Raw genomic sequence first — 21,882 nt, 5'->3', positions numbered from 1 at the left:
ATTAGTTAGATTGACAAAAATAAATAAAACAGCACAATCAAATATTCATTCATTGTAATAAAGCATAATCAAATATTTTTCTTGTAATTGTTCCTATTGATATTCCAGTTTTAGCATTTTCTAAAATTACTACTACTGCTATCGTAGGATTTTCATATGGGGCAAATGCGGTCATCAATTTATGATCTCTAAGATACTCAGATATTCTGTTTGGATCATAGTTTTGATTACTTTTTAAACTAAATAATTGTGCTGTGCCAGATTTAGCTGCTGCTTTATATGAAGCGTCAGAAAAACTACTACTAACTGTCCCATTTGGACGATTAGCTGCTCCGAACATCCCATCTTTAGCAATTTTCCATACATCCGATTTTGGATCACCTACTTGATCGCATTCCGTTTGATGGTACGGAATATAATCTTTTTCTAATAAAATACTATCAAGCAAATGAGGAATAAGCACATTGCCATCATTAATTAAAGTAATTAATGCCTTAGACATTTGTACAGGAGTAGCAGTCCAATATCCCTGTCCTATACCTACCGGGATTGTATCTCCTTGATACCATGGTTTGTTAAACCGTTGTATTTTCCACGCTTTAGTCGGCATAACACCAGTTAATTCTTCAAATAAATCAATACCAGTATATCTACCATATCCAAATTTTTTCATCCATTCAGACAAACTATCTATTCCCATCTTATAAGCTATTTGATAAAAAAAAGTATCAGAAGATTCTTCAAGAGCTTTTGTAATATTTAATTCTCCATGCCCCCATCGTTTCCAATCACGAAAACGTTTTTCTGAACCAGGTAATTGCCACCAACCAGGATCAGAAAATAGAAAATTTTGATTAATTACTCCTAAAATTAAAGCAGATACAGAAATATAAGGTTTTACTGTAGATGCAGGAGGATATATCCCCTGAGTGGCACGATTAAGCAAAGGACAATTATTATCTTTCAATAAAAGACTATATTCTGTATTAGATATACCATCGACAAATAAATTTGGGTCATAACTAGGATTTGAAATCAAAGCTTTAATTCCGCCATTTCTCGGATCAATGACTATTACAGAAGATCGACTACCTAATAGCAATTTTACAATATATTGTTGTAAATTCAAATCTAATGTTAAAACAATACTTCTTCCTGGAATTGGATATCTTTTATATAATTTTCTAATAATTTTCCCACGACTATTTATTTCTACAGCTCCGTAACCTGGAGTACCATGTAAAATATTTTCATAATAACGTTCAATACCTAATTTTCCTATATTAGGAGCAGAAATATACTTACCTAAAATACCTTGTTTACTCAATCTTTTTATTTCTTCCTCATTAATCTTAGAAATATATCCAATTACATGACTTAAATCAGATCCATAAGGATAGTAACGACGTTGATAACTTTTCATTGTTACCCCTGAAAATCTAAATCTATTAACAGCAAATCGAGCTTGTTGTTCTTCTGTTAAACCAATCTTAATAGGCAATGACTCAAATTGAGAAGAACGTTTTCGAGCTTTTTCAAAACGCACTATATCGTAATCACTTAAATTTAATAATGACTGTAATTCATGAATCGTTTGATTTAAATTAATTGTATTTTCTGGTGTTATTTCTAACTGGTAAATGGTTCGATTTAATGCTAAAGCTATTCCATTACGGTCATAAATAATACCTCTTTTGGGCGGAATAGGAATAATCTTAATACGGTTTTCGTTAGAACGAGTAGTATACATATTAAAATTAACTATTTGTATCTGATATAAATGAATAAATAGAATACTAGTGATTAATAAAACAAAAACACACGCAATAGTTACACGACGTGCAAACAACAATAACTCGGCCGAATAATTATAAAAAATTTGAGAATCATTTAACTTCATGTAATTAAAGTTTACTTATATCTAATATCAATAATTGATATAAGTATATAACTACTTATATAACAAGTGAAATATTTGTAAATACACACAACAGGTGTATTTACAAATAAACTCTTTATTTATACTAACACCAAAGCTTTTCTAACTCATACAGAGTACGAATTTCTTTCTGCATCACATGTATAACTACATCACCCAAGTCTACTAAAACCCATTCTCCAAAATTCATACCTTCTATACCATAAGGTTTCACACCTATCCCACGGGATTTTTTCAATATCTCTTGAGATATTGAAATTACATGCCGACTAGACATCCCAGTACAGATAATCATAACATCCGTAATATATGTTTTGCCATACATGTCAAAACATATAATATCTTGTCCTTGTATATTATTAATAATATTAACTACAAATTCTTTCAAAATATCGGATTGCACAGTTTAACGCCTAAATACATATTTGTATGATGTTTATATCGTTATATAAACATCATCAATGTACAATATCTATTATGTAACACAATAATTATTTTACAAATTTACAATTTTTAAATAAATACAAACAATTTTATAAAGTAATATTCAATACCTTAGTCTATGCACTAAATAAATAGAACTTTATTTTTTAACATATTCTGTTTTATAAATCGTATTATTATTTAAAAACATTCTATCAATTTTAATAAAAATAGCTATTATTTACGCACATATTATACATTTATCTACTGTATTATTAATTTTTAATAAAACTCAAATAAAACATATTGTCGATTCAAAAAGTACAAATATTAACTATGTGTCTTATATCATAGCTTTCGCTATAAAAAAATTAATACAATAATAATTATAAATTTTCAGTATTTTAGATTATTATCAAAATAATTACATACAATCACACATACATACTTCACCTATTAATAGTGAAAATCAAAAACCACTTTCCATGTATATTAATATGATTTAACCGTAACCAATTAAATTTTTTGTTACAATCTATTTTCATAACTGCAATATATATATTATATAAATAATCTACATATCGTATTACAACAACTATGATATAGTTATCACATAAAACTTTTAAAGCCTTTTTATAAATAAGACCAAAATAGTACATGGTATTACTTACAAAAATTATATATTAATTTTTTCATCGTAACATAATATAGCCGACAATACCTCAAAACTAGACCATGAAAGAGAAATATAATCCTGTTTGTATCTTAATTCTATTTGTACTAATAGTCCAACTGATTGATATAATTTAGACAAACTTAACCGTTTCACCGCTCTAGACAACAATGTGCAATGATACTCTTTGTATATTTTATATTGTTTTAATAAGCTAAAAAATGATTTTCTTTGTGCCATACCATATTTTATATTAATTATTGTTAATACTTCAGATTTAATTTTATGCAACAATTTTTCTAAATCAACTTCCATATATTCCAACTGCCGTAAAATTCGATCAGCACGTTGTTTCTTACCTACTAAAATTGCTTCCACCCAATGGTTAATATTAAAATATGCTGAATCAGTAACTACTTTTCTGACACGTGCAAAATTTAAATTTCCATCAGGATAAATTAAAGATAAATTTTGTAACATTTGATTCAACAAAATTAAACTACCTTCATAATAATAACATAACAATTGACAAGCTAAATTTTCTATAACGAGTTTCATATGCTTCGCTTGATTTTCTACCCATACTGTCATCCGTCCATACGTGAGTGTGCTACAATCAACAAATATTCCTTTCTTATTAAAATATTGTAACCAAATATTATTTTTACTCATTTGCTTCGATTCCTGAATATATATAATTAATACTAAATCATCATGAAGCAACGGAAATAATAAAGGAATATTTTTATTAAAATAAGAAATAGGATAATTTTGAGTAAATTTCAACGAAAATATTTTTCGTTTTTCAAATAAATTTGTCGTTTTAAATAAATTAAATACATCCTTCCAATCAGAATATATATCCAATTCTAAATTGACAGACGTATTAAAATTTAATATCTTAGCTGCCTTTATAATACTAAGATAACTCTCTTGCAAAAGATAAGAATCATTTCCTAGCAATAAATACACAGACTTAAGTTCTTTTTTTAACTCTAAAAATAATTGTTCTGGATATATCCGTATCATGACATACCTTAATGACAAAATAAAATATCAATATTAGATACAAAAATAATTTTGTCACATATCTCAATTATAAAAATCATCAAATCTTAAAAATAATTGACGTATAAGTTGTTGTGCTGCATCTCGATACATATCTTGACGTATATCATTTTCTTGTGTATCTTTAAATAAAGCACTGCCAGGATTTCGTATAAAAGAACGATACACACGAATATTAATAGGACAACAATTTTTATTTGGTATGAATAAATTAGTTCGTATATGCAATATTAATTGATATCCAGCTTCGTTTCCATTCTGAAAAACAAAAGTAGTTATATACTTTTCTGAAGCACCAAGAATACGTAAACAAGGAATATGGACTTCTTGTGCGCATAAGTTATTACTTATATCATCAACAACACCAATTTGGTTAACATGCAACTCAGTCAGTATAGCACGAGTTATTGGTCCAAATGGATCATAGCTACGTAATGATATAGAACTCATATTATTAATTATTTGTGACTTTTTTTCCGCTATATTTGTACACAATCGATAACCACAACTTTCAAACATAATCATAGTAACAATACTTACAATTATTAAAAGATAATTCTTTATATGCAAAGAATGTTCAACGTTCACTATATAATAATATTGATCACTCTATTTGGAACATAGATTATATTATTTATTTTTTTTCCAATAAGATATTTATTCAAAATATTCTCTGATTCTAATAATTTATAAATTACATTCTTATCACTATTCAGTGGTACATATATTTTATGTCTCATTTTTCCATTAATTTGCACTATGATAAGCGTCCTGTCATTTCTTATTGCTTGTATATCTACAGTTGGCCATTTTGCATGATCAATATCTCTTAAACCTCCTAAAGCCTTCCATAAAATAAAACTAATATGTGGGGTAAACGGATATAGCAATCGGACTATTACTAATAAAGCTTCTTGCAACACTGCTCTATCTTGCATACTTTTTTTTGGAACGTTGTATAATTCATTCACTAATTTCATAATTGCAGCTAAAGCAGTATTAAATGATTGTCTACGATCAATATCATCAGTAACTTTTTCTATGGTTTTATGTATATTATATCGAATAAATTTTTGCGTATAATTAAGCATTAAACCGTCCAATTTATCCACAGGCCCACCTTGGATATGTTGATATACTAAACTCCAAACACGCTTAAGAAAACGCTTAGCACCCTCCAATCCAGATTCTTTCCATTCTAATGCTGCTCCAATTGGAGCAGCAAACATTATAAAAAAACGTACTGTATCTGCTCCATATTTTTTAATAATTATATTGGGATCAATACCATTATTTTTTGACTTTGACATTTTACACATTCCGGCATAAATTAAATCACGTCCATCTTTATCTACAGCCTTTGCAATATGTCCTATTTTATCACGTTTTATTATTTTAACATGAGTTGGATCCACCCATATACGCTGATCATTAGTAGATAAATAATAAAATGAATCTGCTAATACCATACCCTGACATAATAAACGTATTGCAGGTTCATCAGAACAAACTAATCCTTCATCGCGCATTAATTTATGAAAAAAACGAAAATACAATAAATGCATAATGGCATGTTCAATGCCACCTATATATTGATCAATTGGTAACCAATAATTAGCAGAACGTGTATCCAACATAGATTTGTCATAATGAGGACATGTATAACGAGCATAATACCAAGAAGATTCCATAAAAGTATCAAAAGTATCAGTATCACGAATAGCTGTTTGTCCTTTATAAGTAGTTTTCATCCAATTCGAATACATCTTCAAAGAACTATCTACATGTTTATTATTTCTATTACTTTGCATAAATGCTATTTTTTTTGGAAGAATTACCGGTAATTGATCAAAAAAAACCGGTTTAACGACACCATTTTCTAATGTTATCATAGGAATAGGCACTCCCCAATAACGCTGACGTGAGATACACCAATCTTTTAAACGATAATGTATCTTATGTTGAGCTATACCACGTGCAATTAATGCTGTAGCAATTATATTAGACGCCATACAAGACCTTAATCCATTAAACTCACCAGAATTAAATAATATTCCATCTCCAGTCATTGCTTTAATTATAACGCTTGGTTCAGTTCCATCCAGATTCTTTATGACAGTTTTAACTGGTAGACTATATTTATGAGCAAACTCCCAATCTTGTTGATTATGGGCTGGAACCAACATAGCTGCACCTATTCCATCGGATTCAATAGGTATTACAAAATTAGCAACCCAAATTGGCAATCTACTATTAGTAATTGGATGTATCGCATAAATATTAATAGGCATTCCTTTTTTTTCAAAAAAACAAACATTTATTTTACTCGATTTAATATTAAAATTCTCATATCTTTTAATAAAATGAGCTAAATTTAGATCAATTGCTGCTATTTTTAACACTATCGGATGATCTATAGATACTAATAAACAAGTAATTCCCATGAAAATATCTAATCGGGTTATATATACTGTTAACGTATCATCACGATTCTCAATATTAAAAGTAACATTTACCCCTTCCGAACGTCCTATCCAATTTTTTTGCATAATTTTTACTTGTTTAGGCCAATTTTTTAATTGATCTAACCCATACAACAATTGATCTGCATAATCAGTAATTTTTATGAACCATTGCGGAATTTTTTTATATTTCACACGAGTATGACAACGCCAACAACAATTATTAATAACTTGCTCATTTGCCAAAACTGTTTTATGATATGGACACCAATTTACTGATGAAGTTTTTTTATATACCAAACCTTTTTTATATAAAATAGTAAAAAACCATTGCTCCCATCGATAATATTGAGATTGACAAGTTATAATCTCTCTGCTCCAATCGTAAGCAAAACCCAATGATTGTAACTGACTTTTCATGTAACAAATATTAGATTTTGTCCAAATTTCTGGATCTGTATTATTTATAATTGCAGCATGTTCTGCAGGCAACCCAAAAGCATCCCAACCTATAGGTTGTAATACATTTTTTCCAAGCATACGTTGATATCTAGAAATTACATCTCCAATTGTATAATTACGCACATGACCCATATGTAAGTTTCCAGATGGATATGGAATCATAGATAAACAATAATACTTCTTTTTACTACTATCTTCTACTACTGAAAAAGTCTTATTTTTGTACCAATATTTCTGAATAATGCTTTCAATTTTACTTGGAGAATACGATTTTTGCATAACGACTTCACTATAAATAAAAATTATTAATTGGTAATTAAAACTTAAATTAATTAAGAATATCAATATTTTTAGATCAAAACTATTTTTTATTAAAATTAAACACTAACAATTAAATAGTAATAAATACACATCATTAATAAAAATAAATCTTATACATAAATTCGAAATTTCATACCATTACACACTACGCATTTTATAGATTTAATAAAAATTTTTTATTAAAAATACATGATTTCCAAATTTAAAGAGTAAAATAACATATATAGTAATGATACCTAAAAAAAACCAAGATCCAAACCTTGCATACGGCGTTAAACCTGTAGTTGGAATAACTGTATCATTAAGTACTGTTGAACTAAATTGAGGCAATTGCGCTTGAATAGAACCATCCGCATTCACAATAGCAGTAACTCCATTGTTAGTGCTACATAATAAAGGTCTTCCTAATTCCAAAGCACGCATGCGCGCCATTTGAAAATATTGCCATGGACCAATAGAATTACCAAACCATGCGTTATTTGCAACAGTTAATAAAAAATCAGTATCAGGTTTAAAATTATCGCGAATTTGCTTACCAAGAATTATTTCATAACAAATAACAGCAGTCATTTTGATAAATGATGCAGTCAATTGTGGTTGAAAATAATAGCCTTTTTGCATAAAAGGAACAGGAATATTAAATAAACGTAGCAATGGACTAAAAAACCTTTGGAATGGAAACCTTTCAGAACATAATACTAAATGATGTTTATCATACCGATTATAACTCGGATATTTGTAAGGTTTAGATTCTCCAATTACTATAATACTATTGTAATAATAGTATTCGTTTTTAATATAACGTATTCCAATAATTCCAGTAATCAAATTTGTTTGATCTTGCCTTAATTGATAATCTAATAACGTTAAAAATTGATTATGATCAATTTCATTCCCTGGGATAGCTGATTCCGGCCAAATAACTATTTTTGTTTTCCCAAGCAAGGGTAAAGTATGATCCAAATATATTTGGATGATTTTTTTTAAATAATTAGCGTCCCACTTTATGTGTTGGTTAATATTACCTTGTACTAAAGAAACATCTACAGCACGCTGTGGTTGTACATGATACCATTGTATCCATGCTAAAGGCCATAGAAACAACAATATCCCTAAAGATATAACCATTAATGATAACTGTGCTCTTTTAATAGATACCGCTATTAATCCACTTACTAAAACAAGAATAAACGTGATACCTTCCACCCCAAAAATAGGGGCAATTCCTTTGAAAGGCCCATCAATTTGACTATAACCAAACTGTAACCACGGAAATCCAGTAAATATATGTCCTCTAATATATTCAATAATTAACCATAATACTGGAGCAACCCCTGCTGCACACCATATAGTTGTATTTAAGCGTATTACCGTAAGTAAAACAGAAAATAATATAGGAAACAATGTCAGATATAAAACGAAACAAACTATTAATGCAGTATTTACACAACTACACATATTACTAAATTTATCTATACTTATATAAATCCATTGTAACCCACTACCAAAAAAACCAATACCCCAAAAAAAAGCATACCATACTACTTGTTTTAAAGTAGTAAACTCTAAAACTATTTTTAATAAAACAGTTAATGAAACAATACTAGCTGGCCAGAAATTATATGGAGAAAATCCTAAAACACCGAATGCTCCAAACAATAATACTATAAACAACCAAAAAAATTGTTTGTATTTATAATATACGGTAACAACAAACATCATGTATGAAAATTATTTTGTTTAGATATATATAATGAATTTTTAGGAATTTGTACAAGTAATTGCATAATACGATGACTATCTGTAAGTGTAACTTTAAACTTATAACCTAAAATATTTATAGATTCCCCATTTGTAGGTAAATGCCCAAAAGATTGCATCACAAAACCTCCAACAGTATCTATTTCTTCATTATAAAAACAGGTATTAAACATTTTATTAAAATCTATAACAGGGGTTAATGCATTAACAATAAAAGTATATTGACTTATCTGACGAATATCACAACTATCTTTATTATCATATTCATCCTCAATTTCCCCAACAATCAACTCCAATATGTCTTCAATAGTAATAAGCCCAGACATGCCTCCAAATTCGTCTATCACAATAGCCATATGGCAGTGTTGTATACGAAATTCTTGTAACATTCTGTCTACGCCTTTATGTTCTGGTACTACTAAAGCTGGGCGCAAAATTTTATCAATACTACATGATTGAGATTTTTTTAATATGAATGGTAGTAAATCTTTAGCAATTAACACTCCTTTAATTCTATCCTGATTACCGCATAATACTGGAAATCTAGAATGAGCAGACTCTATAATAATAGAAAGCTGTTCATCCCAAGTTTGAGTATTTTTTAAAAAAATAATTTGTGCTCTAGGAACCATAATATCTCTAACTTTTTGTTCAACAATATCCATAACCCCTTCTAGCATATCTCGAGTATCTGCATCTATCAAAGAATTTTGTTCAAAATCACGTATTAAATTTAGCAAATCATCACGATTTTTAGGACTACTATGAAAGAGATGATGTAATATGAAAGCAAAAAAGCTCTTTTTACGAATAGAACTAACATTCTCCTCTAAATTATGGTCATTCATAATGTTTAATTATACTATATCTTATAGAAATTTAAATTACCTATGTATAATAGAACAACACGTTTGATATCCGCATTGCTGCAGTATACTTATTTCTGCTCGTTTCATTAATATAGCCTCTGTATCAAGAAGATGATTATATCCTAATAAATGCAATGAGCCATGAATCATCATATGCGCCCAATGCGCGCTAGTAGATGGCACATTTCTTTTCTTAGCTTCATACTCAATCACTTGACGGCAAAGTACTATATCTCCGAGTAATGAAGATGGAATTCCTAACGGTGGTGTAAAGGAAAATGATAAAACATTAGTAGGATAATTTTTTCCTAAATAATACCAATTTAAATAACGCATTTCTTTCGTATCTACTATACGAATAGTTAATTCTATTTTTTTTTTATACGCAGAAAATATACCGCGCATCCATGATTTGAACAATTTTCTACTAGGTAATCCATGTAAATTTTTACATGCTAATTGCAAATCAAGAATTATTTGATTATTTGCCATCAATAAATCCTCTTATTACAATAATTTTAATCGTCACTATTTATTTCTTGATAATTTTATTTACAATTATTCTTATATCTATCATAACTTTCGTCTAAGATGCTTTTATTACTATCCCATGCTTCATATGCATCTATTATCCGAGTTACTATAGAGTGACGCACCGAATCTTCTTTATTAAAAAAATTAAAACTAATATCTTTAATGATAGGCAATACTTTAATAGCATGTGCCAATCCAGATGATTGATTGGATGGTAAATCGATTTGTGTAATATCTCCAGTAATAATCACTGTAGAGCGAAATCCAATACGTGTTAAAAACATCTTCATTTGAGTAATAGTTGTATTTTGACTTTCATCAAGGATGATGACAGAATCATCCAGTGTACGTCCACGCATGTAAGCCAATGGAGCTACTTCTATTATTTTTTTTTGTATTAATTTCTCTACTCTTTCATATCCAATTATATTAAATAAGGCATCATATAACGGCCGAACATAGGGGTCAGATTTTTGATGGAGATCTCCTGGCAAAAATCCTAATTTCTCTCCGGCTTCAATAGCAGGGCGAGTTAAAATAATATGTTTATTTTTTTGACGTTCCAATAAATCTACCGCAGCAGCTATTGCTAGATACGTTTTTCCAGTTCCTGCAGGTCCTATACCAAAAGTAACATCATGATTAAAAATATTAGAAATATATTGTGCTTGATTTTCTGTGCGAGGTTTGATTATTCCATGTTTTGTTTCAATTCTTACTGAAGTATTTCTAATTTCCTTCGTATATTTTAATTTGTTTTTCAATATTTGAATCTTTTTAATAGTCAAATATATCTGTTCTGGATTGATATCATTAATCATTCCATATTCAGATTTTGTTTCCGAATACAAAGACACTAAAACATCAGTAGCTATTTCAACTGAAATTGGCGGGCCTATTAATCTAAAAAAATTATTGTACCTATTGATAGTAATGCTCAATTGATATTCTAATTGTTTCAAATTCTCATCTAAAGGGCCACATAGACTTATCAAACGTTTATTATTGACTGGTTGTAATCTAATTTCTTTAGTTACTAAATTCAAATATCACTCCCAAATTATCGGAACTAAAATAGTTAATAATATCACTGCATTTAACACCTTTTTAAAATAAATAATACCAATAAACATATATTATAAGTTATGAAAAATAATATACGGTATTATATACTAACACACATTAAATATACAATTATTCATAAAAATTAACCAATTATTGATATTATCATATCATATGCTCTATTTTTAAGATTAAAATGTACTTAATCATATATTAAGAATATAAAATTTATAATTAAATCCCATAAAATTTTTAATATTTATTTAAATATATAGTTTTATATGTTATATATTTATGCATAAATAATTATTTACTTATATATAATCTTAATAATATCATTAAACACACATTGTGTATAAATTGACCCTTACATTAAATAAATCATAAGATATTATGAAAAAATTACTGTGTGATGTGTTAATATTTGGCGGCGGTATCATAGGCGCATCTTTAGCATTACGTCTTTCTCAATCTGGAATTAAAGTAATTATAGTAGACCATAAATATCCTATTCCAATTAAAAAAAACACAACACCATATATCCGAGTTGCTGCCATTAATTATGCTTCGGTAGAATTCTTAAAAAAAATTAATACATGGGAAAAAATTCCTTCTAATTTCTGCACTCCATTTCATCATTTAGAAGCATGGGAATGGCCATCGGCAAAAATAACCTTTCACGCTATATCCGTAGGCGTATCTAAAATGGGATTCATTGTCGAAAATAACCGTTTACAATTGGCGTTGTGGGAAAATTTTATAAACTTTAAAACAATAACGCTATGTTGCCCATCTATACTAGTCTCTATGTATTATGACGGTTTCTCTTGGCGATGTCTTCTTGATAACGGTACCACAATCATCAGTCGTCTATTAATAGGAGCTGATGGAATTTATTCTCAGATTCGAAAAAAATTAGGAATCGGAGTAATTGGTTGGAAATATCATCAATGTTGTATGTTACTTACTATCAAAACTAAAAAATACCAATATGGCACAGTTTGGCAAATCTTTACTCCTTATGGTCCTATAGGGTTTTTACCTCTACATAATCATTGGGGATCATTAATGTGGTATAACACTCCCGAATATATTCAAAAACTACAACAATTACCTACAGAAATGTTAGAAAAAGAAATTAAAAATAATTTTCAAGACCAATTAGGTAACGTTAAGCTATATAACATAGCTGTAGCTCCACTCATTCGTCAACGTGCGTACAGTTATATAACTCCAGGAGGAGCATTAGTTGGCGATGCTGCGCATTCTTTGCATCCTTTAGTAGGACAAGGAATAAATTTAGGGCTTCGAGATGTTACAAGCTTATCTCATTTATTAAGTAATTCACGTGTTTTTGATGAACATTCAAGTGTTTCAGAAGTTTTAATATCCTATCAAAATACCCGTAAATACGATTCCTTCCTAATGCAAACTAGCATAGATTGGCTATACTTTGTTTTTCATAACAATTTTTGGCCACTTAAAATAGCAAGAAATGTTGCATTTATGACAATTGAACGTTCTGCTTACTTAAAGAAAAAGATATTATTATATGCTTTAGGCATATAATAATATCTTTTTCTTGTATAACTCTTCATATCATCATATATATACAGCAAATATCCAATCTATTGTTAATCACAAACCATGTACAAATACATAACATGTCTATCATATATACAATTATATTAAATTATACTGTCTCTATATAGAGACAGTATAATTTAATAACTATTAGCTAACTGGGGCACCAGGATTCGAACCTGGGAATGACGGGATCAAAACCCGCTGCCTTACCGTTTGGCTATGCCCCATGATCACTCAGACGTAGTATTCACGCGCACATTTTATACTTTTTACATTTATTCTTTTATTATACTAATTTCGATAAATAACATACGGGAGACGAGATTTGAACTCGTATACTTATCAGTATCAGATCCTAATTCTGACGCGTCTACCTATTTCGCCACTCCCGCGTGATATCTGCTTATACTAATAGCTACGACGGGACTTGAACCTGTGACCTCAGCATTATGAGTGCTGCGCTCTAACCTACTGAGCTACGTAGCCAAAATTTCAATTGACTTGAATCACAATATTCAATTAATTATCTAGATAATAATTTATTATTATGTAGCAATTGCAAAATAACTGTCGATCTTCTTGTATATTTATCTAAATAATAAAATGAATAAAATTATCATATGATCCTATAATATTTTTTATTTTTAATAATAAATATTTTTCTAATTATATTTAAGTAAATAAAACAATTATTTAATCAAAAATTAAAATCATTATCGTACAAAATAATACTAATACTACTTTATGTATAATAATTTGGTTTTATCAAAAAAAAAGTAAACCACTCACTTTTTTGCAGTAACAGAGAATTTAAAATTCTACCTCAATTACACTTAATAATATCAATACCACAAATACATAAAAATCATGAAAATTACATACTAACTATTTTACCATTAACAATTGTTTTTTGTATTTTATAGTCTTGATTAAAAACGGTTAAATTAGCAATTTTATTTATTTCTAAACTACCTAAATAATGATCCACTCTTATAGCTTTTGCTGGATATAAAGTAGCCATACGCAAAGCTTCATCTAACGGTATTCCAACATATTTGACACTATTTTTTATTGCTCGTATCATTGTTAAAGTTGATCCACTAAGCACCCCTCTACTATCCACGCACATATGATTACGATGATATATAATTCTGTTAGAAAAAATAAAATTAGATTTTTCCTTACCAGTCCCTGCAGGACTAGTAGCATCAGTTACTAAAATTAAACGATCTCCTTTAATCTTTTTAGCATATCTAATACTAGCCCAATGGACATGAAACCCATCTGCTATAACACTACAGTATATTTCTGGTGTATCAAAAATAGCACCAATAACACCAGGTTCACGAGCAATTAACGGAGGCATAGCATTAAATAAATGAGTTCCAAAACTAACACCACATAAAAAACTAACCCGTGTTTGTTGATAAGTAGCATTAGAATGTCCAATTGAAACACAAATCCCAGATTCATGTAACTTCTGCATAAATGTCATCTTTAATTGTTCAGGAGCAAGAGTTATTTTTTTAATAACATCACTATTATCGCACAAATAACTTACCATCTCTTCTGTCAGCGAACGAATTAATTTAGGATTATGTATACCCCTTCTTCTAACATTTATAAACGGACCTTCTAAATGCAATCCTAAAGCTTGATTTTTATTCTGAGATAAAAACCCACGCATAACTCTGACAGCTCTTCTAATAAAAACATCGCTGCTAGTAATTAATGTTGGAAGAAAACTAGTACAACCTGAAAACTGATTGGTTATTTGCATTGTTTTCAATGTATATATTGATATCTCATTTATATAATCATTAAATTGTGTTCCGCCACATCCATTAACTTGCAAATCTATAAATCCAGGTGTCAATATAGACCCTGAAAGATCGTGTATATCTATATTCTTAGGTAACTCGTTAATAGAACAAATAGTTCTAATAATTCCTTTAGAAACTACAAGCGCGTGATCACTAAGAATTTCCTTACCGGTATAGATTGTACTATTAATTAAAGCATACATATTTTAAGAACTATATTATGATCGTTTGGTTATTGATTTCTAATTCTTGAAAATATTTAACCGTTTTTATTTTTAACTCCATAGTTGACAACTCATCGCACACCAAAATTGACTTAGGATGTAACTGTAAACAACTAACAGTCCACATATGATTAATACTACCTTCAATTGCCGCCTTTACTGCTTCAGCCTTATTTAGTCCAGTTGCAATTATCATTATTTCTCGTGATTCCAATAATGTAGCAATTCCAACAGTTAATGCAAATTTAGGTACAGCACTAACATTATTATTAAAAAAATTAGCATTTGATACCCGAGTTACTTTACTTAAGTTTTTAATTCTGGTACGCGATGTTAAAGAAGAACCTGGCTCATTAAAAGCAAGATGCCCATCACTTCCAACCCCTCCTATAAACAAATGAACACCTCCGTACGATTTTATTTTTTCTTCGTATTGTTGACATTCAGCTTTAATATTGTCAGTATTTCCATTCAAAACATAAACATTCTCTTTAGGGATATCAACATGATTAATAAAATTTGTATGTATAAAAGCATGATAACTTTTAGGATCTTCACAAGATAAACCAAGATATTCGTCCATAGTAAATATTACTACATATTTAAAACTAACTTGACTAGACTGATACATTGATATAATATTTTCATAAGTTTTTATTGGTGTTCTACCTGCAGGTAATCCCAATACAAATGGGTTTTCAATAGTAGGACTAAAAGAATTAATACGGTAAACAACATAGTGCGCAACCCATTGAGCCACGTGATCAGCAGTATCAAGAAATATTACCCTCATGTATAAATCTCTGTTCCATAACATTAATAATTAAACTGCTCTATAATTATTTTAAAAAAATTCTCAACAAAAAATTAAACACTAAAACATTTATTTGAAAATTATTACTAACACTAATGAATTACTAATAAACGCAGGGCACAGTCCTATTACCTGTTATAAACAAACTTATATATATCATTCATATTTATAATTCCAATGTAATTTACACATCTACATTCATTAGTTCTAAAGACTGCTATTTAAACTTAAAATAAACTAAAATAAGTGGATTATACCAAATATAGTACAATTTACAATATTAACACAAAACTCTTACATATTATTATATATCTTCCATAAAAATAAATATCTATAAATCACAATTTAACAATGTAAAATACACATGGCACATAATATATTTTATGTAAAGAATAATTAATATAATTACGTATTAGTTTACAATGAAAATATATCTTAATTATAAAAATAATATTTATTCTGGTCAACGCTATTTTAATATTAATTATATGCAAAACATTATTGTTACAATATAAAATACAATATATATTAATAAACGGATTATATCCATGTAAAAGGATAAACAAATGAAGATTCTTATTAACTATCGACCTAATTTTATTCACCGTATTATTAATAAAGATTTAAAATCAAAAAAACATACTAATGTACGTACACGCTTCCCCCCAGAACCCAATGGATATTTACACATTGGACATGCTAAAGCCATTTGTCTCAATTTTTATATTGCTCAATATTATCATGGTCAATGCAATTTACGATTTGATGATACCAATCCAGAAAAAGAACATAAAGAATATGTTGAAGCTATTAAATATGATATTCAATGGCTTGGGTTTATATGGAATGGAGATATACATTATTCATCAGATTACATTAAAGAATTATATAACTACGCTATCAAATTAATTAAAAAAGGATTAGCATATGTAGATGAACTATCCACAGACGAAATCAGAAAGTATCGCGGCACATTAATACATCCTGGAAAAAATAGTCCATACCGATCTCGCAGTATTGAGGAAAATTTAATTTATTTTTATAAAATGAAAAATGGATATTTTCCAGAAGGTGGCGCTTGTTTACGTGCTAAAATTAATATGTCTTCTTCTTCTATAGTAATGCGAGATCCAGTGTTATATCGTATTAAATATACTCCACATCATCGTACCGGAGAAAATTGGTGTATATATCCAACATACGATTTTAGTCATTGCATTTCAGATGCAATAGAAGGTATTACTCATTCTCTATGTACTTTAGAATTCCAAGATAATCGTATTTTGTATAATTGGATACTAAATAATATTGATATCGATACCCGTCCTACTCAATATGAATTTTCTCGTCTTAATTTAGAATATGTGATTACATCTAAACGTAAACTCAATATTTTAGTTACAAAAAAAATAGTTGAAGGATGGGATGACCCTCGTATGCCTACCATCTCTGGATTACGACGCAGAGGATATACGGCCAGATCCATTCGGGAATTTTGTCATCGTATCGGGATTAGTAAACAAGAAAGTCAAACAAAATTATCACTTTTAGAATCGTGTATTCGATCAGATTTAAACAAACATGCCCCGCGGATTATGGCGGTAATCAATCCAATAAAAATTATTATTAATAATTTACCTGTGGGATATGAAGAAAAAATTGAAATGCCAAATCATCCTAATAACCCTAAAATGGGGGTCCGTTACGTAATTTTTAGTCAAGAAATTTTTATTGATCGTCTTGATTTTTGTTGCGAGATATTAAACAATGACGAACGCTACAAATTAACATTAGGCAAAGAAATACGATTAAGATACGCTTATGTCATAAAAGCAGAAAATATAGAAAAAGACAATAATGGGAATATCATTTGCATTTACTGTAGTTATGACCCATACACTTTACATAGAAACCCAACAGATGGTAGAAAAATAACTGGAGTTATTCACTGGGTATCAGCAACAAAAAACACACCAGCAGAATTTCGTCTATATGATACACTATTTACTAGTCCCAATCCTTCCATAATGAGTCATTTTATAGATAATATTAACCCTAAATCCTTAATGATCTCACAAGGCATTGTTGAAGAAAATATAGTTAAATTTAATAATCCTGGTCCTTACCAAATTGAACGTGAAGGATACTTCATTATAGATAATCAACTTTCTAAAAAATCTTACCTAGTATTCAATAGAACAGTAACCTTGAAAGAATCCAAACACTACTAACAAATAAACTTAAAACTGTTATACACATACACTATATATGACCATAAACCCAACTAACACCTATTGTATATAATTTTTAAAATTAGACCTATTATAACTTTAATCAAATAAAAAATAGCAGTATAATTAATTTTCTATGCACAATTAATTTTCATCTCATCACAAATTTGATTAACCCAATGTCGAACACGTATCTCTGTCATTTCAGGTTGGCGATCCTCATCAATGGCTAATCCAACAAATTTATCTGTGCTCATTAAGCTTTTTGATGTGTTAAAATGATAACCAGATGCAGGCCATGATCCAATAACCACGGCGCCATTTTTTAAAGTAATATCATATAAAATACTCATCGCATCACAAAAATATTCCGAATAATCTTCCTGATCTCCACATCCAAAAATTGCTACTTTTTTTCCAGAAAAGTCAATATTTCTTAATACAGGTAGAAAATCATCCCAATCGCATTGGGGTTCTCCATAATACCAAGTAGGAATACCAAATAATAACTTATCATAATTTTCTATATCTTCTTTAGAACTTACAGCTATATCAAAAACATCTGCAACATCCTGTCCTAATCGTGTTTGAATCATTTTAGCAAGTTTTTCAGTATTGCCCGTATCGCTACTAAAAAAAATACCTACTGATGCGGCGCTCATAATATTCCAACCTTATATTTATTTGTACACAAATACGTTTCTCTATTATCAAATTAATCACGTACCTAACCCTACAACATTAAAGTATTAATATTGCTGTAATTCTGCATAATACCATTAATACAATATCTAATCAATTCAATAATTACTTATATCAGTATTTATAATTAAATTAAATCTTTGCAACGAAACGGTAAAGTCAAATATATATATTTAGATATCTACCAAAATTAATGAATAACAAATTCATTAATTGTACTTAATACATGTAAGGGATTATCCCAATGTACCCAATGACTTGCATTAGATATCATACGAATACATGCCTGAGGAAATTGATGATATATATCATGTAAATAACAATCATTAATATATGAAGATAATGAACCCTTAATAAATAATATTGGACCCCACCAAGTTTGGTATGTATTCCAATCACTAATATTCTTATAATTATCTCTAATAGACGAAAAATTAAACATCCAAGATCCTTGACGGAAAGATTTTAATAGAAATAATATTAATGTTTGATCAATAAAATACTGCTGCATAAGGTATGCAGCTTCATCTTTATTTTTTACTCCGGATAAATTAACACACTCAATCGCATTAAAAACATTATCATGCTTGAGGATATTATATTTTACCGGAGCTATATCAATAACTACAACCTTGCTTACACGTGTAGGTGCCAACGTACACAGTTTCATCGCAACTTTTCCACCCATTGAATGACCAATAACTATACATTTCTTTATTAATAACTGATCAAGTAAGTCCAAAATATCTCTTGCCATTATAGAATAAGTCATAGATTTTTCATGGGGAGAACGACCATGATTACGTAAATCAACTTGCACAACACAGCAATACCGAGCTAAACTTTCAGCAATTACTCCAAGATTACTAAGATTACCAAAAAGTCCATGGATCATTACTATTGGTATTCTCTGACATATAGTTTTAAAAATTCGTAATCTATAATTAAGCTGCATAATATATATTATAATAATTATGTTTAAATATTTTATTAATCACAATCAAACAACATATATTTATATATATACAAAAGTGCTCATTTAATCAATATATGCAGTTATTTTTTAAAATAATCAATTAAGGAAATCTCTATATGAAGAATCACATTCGTGCGGGAAAACCCGCATCACAGAATGAAACTGTTAATACATCTCGATTAATAACGCAATATTACGCTTTATCTCCAGATCCAAGCAATAATACTCATAACGTTATATTTGGTACATCGGGTCATCGCGGAAGTTCTCAAAAATGCAGCTTTAATGAAGCACATATATTAGCAATTAGTCAGTCAATTGTACAAATACGTACACAACAAGGTATAACTGGACCATGTTACGTCGGAAAAGACACTCATGCTCTTTCCGAACCAGCATTTATATCTGTACTTGAAGTATTAGCAGCTAATTATATTGACGTTATTGTACAAAAAAAAAACGGTTATACTCCAACTCCTGCTATTTCTCATGCTATTACTCAATACAACAAAAATCATCATAATAATCATACAAAAAAAGCTGATGGCATTATTATTACATCTTCTCATAATCCGCCTGAAGATGGTGGAATAAAATATAACTCAATATATGGAGGGCCAGCTTCTACTAATATTACTCGTAAAATTGAACAAACCGCTAATCAGTTTCTAACAAATAATTTACAAAATGTACATCGTATGACATTAGATAACGCTTGGAAAAGCGGGTATATACATACACAAGATTTTGTTTTGAATTATGTAAAAAAACTATCTACAATAATTAATATGAAAGCTATACAAACATCTGGTTTAAAGTTAGGAGTACATCCTTTAGGTGGATCAAGTATAGATTATTGGCAAAATATTGCCCAATATTATCAATTAAATTTAAATTTAATCAGTAAAAAAATTGACAAAACCTTTAGTTTTATGCATCTTGACTACGACGGCTGTATCCGAATGGACTGCTCTTCGGAACTTGCAATGACTGGGGTATTAAAATCATCTAAAAATTTTGACCTAACTTTAGTTAATGATCCCGACTGTGATAGACATGGCATCATTACTCCTTTTGGTCTAATTAAACCCAATCATTACCTTACTATCGCAGCTGATTATCTTTTCAATAATCGTCCATTATGGTGTAATTGTTCATTATCTATAGGAAAAACTTATGTATCTAGTATTATGATCAATCGGGTAGCACATAATCTTAATCGTCAACTATTAGAAGTACCAGTGGGTTTTAAATGGTTTGTAAAAGGATTATTTAATAATTATTTAGGTTTTGTAGGAGAGGACAGCGCAGGAGCATCCTTTTTAGATTTTTCTTGTTCTCCATGGTCTACTGACAAAGATGGAATTATTATGTGTTTATTAGCAGCTGAAATTATTGCTGTTAGCGGCAAATCTTTACAGAAGTATTATGATCAGCTAATCAAAAATTTTGATATGTCTAGTTACAATCGTATTCAATTACCTATTAATTACGCACAAAAATCTCTTATTTCTAATACTTTGTTTAATCAAATTAATATGCCAGAATTAGCGGACGATCCTATCATTAGAATCTTAAATATAATACCATTAAAACATCACATATCCATGGATGGTGTAAAAATAATAACTCAAAACGGCTGGGCAGCATGTAGATTATCTGGAACGGAGCCAGTATATAAAATTTATTGCGAAAGTTTTTTACATGTCTCTCATAGAAAAAAAATTGAAAGAGAAATAATAGACACCGTCTATACTATAATAAATACATCCTAATAAAATGCGTATAACATATGATTTAAAATAAATAACTATTCATTGGTTACTATTATTATCATTATTCAATAATATCTTCACACGTAATAATTTACGCCCGGTCATTGCTATATCATAGATATTTACTATTTAGTAGTCCATTCTTTACATATATTGTTTTGGAATAAAAGTTCAGC

The 21,882-nt window shown here is 29.1% G+C and carries 16 protein-coding genes and 3 tRNA genes; 3 read left to right on the top strand and 16 right to left on the bottom strand.

Annotated elements, in window-relative coordinates; genetic code table 11:
- Positions 1-49 precede the first annotated feature (49 nt).
- The 9 genes from mrdA to QMA81_00410 form a co-directional block, all read right to left on the bottom strand.
- Positions 50-1,900 (bottom strand): peptidoglycan DD-transpeptidase MrdA, encoded by a 1,851-nt coding sequence (gene mrdA / locus QMA81_00450; protein WHL24811.1) that lies wholly within the window; start codon positions 1,898-1,900, stop codon positions 50-52.
- A gap of 124 nt (positions 1,901-2,024) precedes the next feature.
- Positions 2,025-2,327 (bottom strand): ribosome silencing factor, encoded by a 303-nt coding sequence (gene rsfS, locus QMA81_00445; GenBank protein ID WHL25290.1) that lies wholly within the window; start codon positions 2,325-2,327, stop codon positions 2,025-2,027.
- Between the two features lie 711 nt (positions 2,328-3,038).
- On the bottom strand, positions 3,039-4,064 hold the full coding sequence (gene holA / locus QMA81_00440; GenBank protein WHL24810.1) for a DNA polymerase III subunit delta: 1,026 nt from the start codon (positions 4,062-4,064) through the stop codon (positions 3,039-3,041).
- A gap of 63 nt (positions 4,065-4,127) precedes the next feature.
- Entirely contained in the window at positions 4,128-4,628 is a 501-nt protein-coding gene (lptE, locus tag QMA81_00435) for an LPS assembly lipoprotein LptE (protein WHL24809.1), read from the bottom strand.
- A 62-nt stretch (positions 4,629-4,690) separates the two neighbouring features.
- Positions 4,691-7,306: a leucine--tRNA ligase gene (gene leuS, locus QMA81_00430; protein WHL24808.1), complete on the bottom strand. Its 2,616-nt coding sequence runs from the start codon at positions 7,304-7,306 to the stop codon at positions 4,691-4,693.
- Positions 7,307-7,510: 204 nt separating this feature from the next.
- Positions 7,511-9,070: an apolipoprotein N-acyltransferase gene (lnt, locus tag QMA81_00425; GenBank protein ID WHL24807.1), complete on the bottom strand. Its 1,560-nt coding sequence runs from the start codon at positions 9,068-9,070 to the stop codon at positions 7,511-7,513.
- Positions 9,067-9,957 carry a CNNM family magnesium/cobalt transport protein CorC gene (gene corC, locus QMA81_00420; protein ID WHL24806.1) on the bottom strand — a complete coding sequence of 297 codons (891 nt, stop codon included), beginning with the start codon at positions 9,955-9,957 and terminating at the stop codon, positions 9,067-9,069. Before corC ends, lnt begins: the two co-directional genes overlap by 4 nt.
- 36 nt (positions 9,958-9,993) lie before the next feature.
- Positions 9,994-10,470: an rRNA maturation RNase YbeY gene (gene ybeY, locus QMA81_00415; GenBank protein ID WHL24805.1), complete on the bottom strand. Its 477-nt coding sequence runs from the start codon at positions 10,468-10,470 to the stop codon at positions 9,994-9,996.
- A 56-nt stretch (positions 10,471-10,526) separates the two neighbouring features.
- Positions 10,527-11,558 (bottom strand): PhoH family protein, encoded by a 1,032-nt coding sequence (locus tag QMA81_00410; GenBank protein WHL24804.1) that lies wholly within the window; start codon positions 11,556-11,558, stop codon positions 10,527-10,529.
- A 409-nt stretch (positions 11,559-11,967) separates the two neighbouring features.
- On the opposite strand from QMA81_00410, the gene QMA81_00405 reads away from it, so the two are divergent.
- Positions 11,968-13,143 carry an FAD-dependent monooxygenase gene (locus QMA81_00405; protein WHL24803.1) on the top strand — a complete coding sequence of 392 codons (1,176 nt, stop codon included), beginning with the start codon at positions 11,968-11,970 and terminating at the stop codon, positions 13,141-13,143.
- Between the two features lie 173 nt (positions 13,144-13,316).
- Here the strand turns inward: QMA81_00405 and QMA81_00400 are convergent.
- The 5 genes from QMA81_00400 to nagB form a co-directional block, all read right to left on the bottom strand.
- Positions 13,317-13,388 (bottom strand) — tRNA-Gln (locus tag QMA81_00400).
- An 83-nt stretch (positions 13,389-13,471) separates the two neighbouring features.
- Positions 13,472-13,553, bottom strand: a tRNA-Leu gene (locus tag QMA81_00395).
- Between the two features lie 20 nt (positions 13,554-13,573).
- A tRNA-Met gene (locus QMA81_00390) sits at positions 13,574-13,647 on the bottom strand.
- Between the two features lie 388 nt (positions 13,648-14,035).
- Complete coding sequence (gene nagA / locus QMA81_00385) at positions 14,036-15,187, bottom strand: N-acetylglucosamine-6-phosphate deacetylase (protein ID WHL24802.1); 1,152 nt, start codon at positions 15,185-15,187, stop codon at positions 14,036-14,038.
- A gap of 10 nt (positions 15,188-15,197) precedes the next feature.
- Positions 15,198-16,001 (bottom strand): glucosamine-6-phosphate deaminase, encoded by an 804-nt coding sequence (nagB, locus tag QMA81_00380; protein ID WHL25289.1) that lies wholly within the window; start codon positions 15,999-16,001, stop codon positions 15,198-15,200.
- Between the two features lie 587 nt (positions 16,002-16,588).
- Here nagB and glnS point away from each other — a divergent pair.
- Positions 16,589-18,253, top strand: a complete 1,665-nt coding sequence (gene glnS / locus QMA81_00375) for a glutamine--tRNA ligase (protein WHL24801.1) — start codon at positions 16,589-16,591, stop codon at positions 18,251-18,253.
- A gap of 134 nt (positions 18,254-18,387) precedes the next feature.
- Here the strand turns inward: glnS and fldA are convergent, their stop codons facing one another.
- Both fldA and QMA81_00365 read right to left on the bottom strand, forming a co-directional pair.
- Complete coding sequence (gene fldA / locus QMA81_00370; protein ID WHL24800.1) at positions 18,388-18,915, bottom strand: flavodoxin FldA; 528 nt, start codon at positions 18,913-18,915, stop codon at positions 18,388-18,390.
- Between the two features lie 230 nt (positions 18,916-19,145).
- Positions 19,146-19,910: an alpha/beta fold hydrolase gene (locus tag QMA81_00365; protein ID WHL24799.1), complete on the bottom strand. Its 765-nt coding sequence runs from the start codon at positions 19,908-19,910 to the stop codon at positions 19,146-19,148.
- Between the two features lie 137 nt (positions 19,911-20,047).
- On the opposite strand from QMA81_00365, the gene QMA81_00360 reads away from it, so the two are divergent.
- Complete coding sequence (locus QMA81_00360; protein ID WHL24798.1) at positions 20,048-21,706, top strand: phosphoglucomutase; 1,659 nt, start codon at positions 20,048-20,050, stop codon at positions 21,704-21,706.
- Positions 21,707-21,882: the final 176 nt, after the last annotated feature.

The sequence above is a fragment of the Candidatus Blochmannia vicinus genome (genome assembly GCA_030020825.1).
Lineage (GTDB): Bacteria > Pseudomonadota > Gammaproteobacteria > Enterobacterales > Enterobacteriaceae > Blochmanniella > Blochmanniella vicinus_A.
The sequence above is the reverse complement of the archived record's forward strand: the minus strand, read 5'-3'. Positions and strand labels throughout refer to the sequence as shown.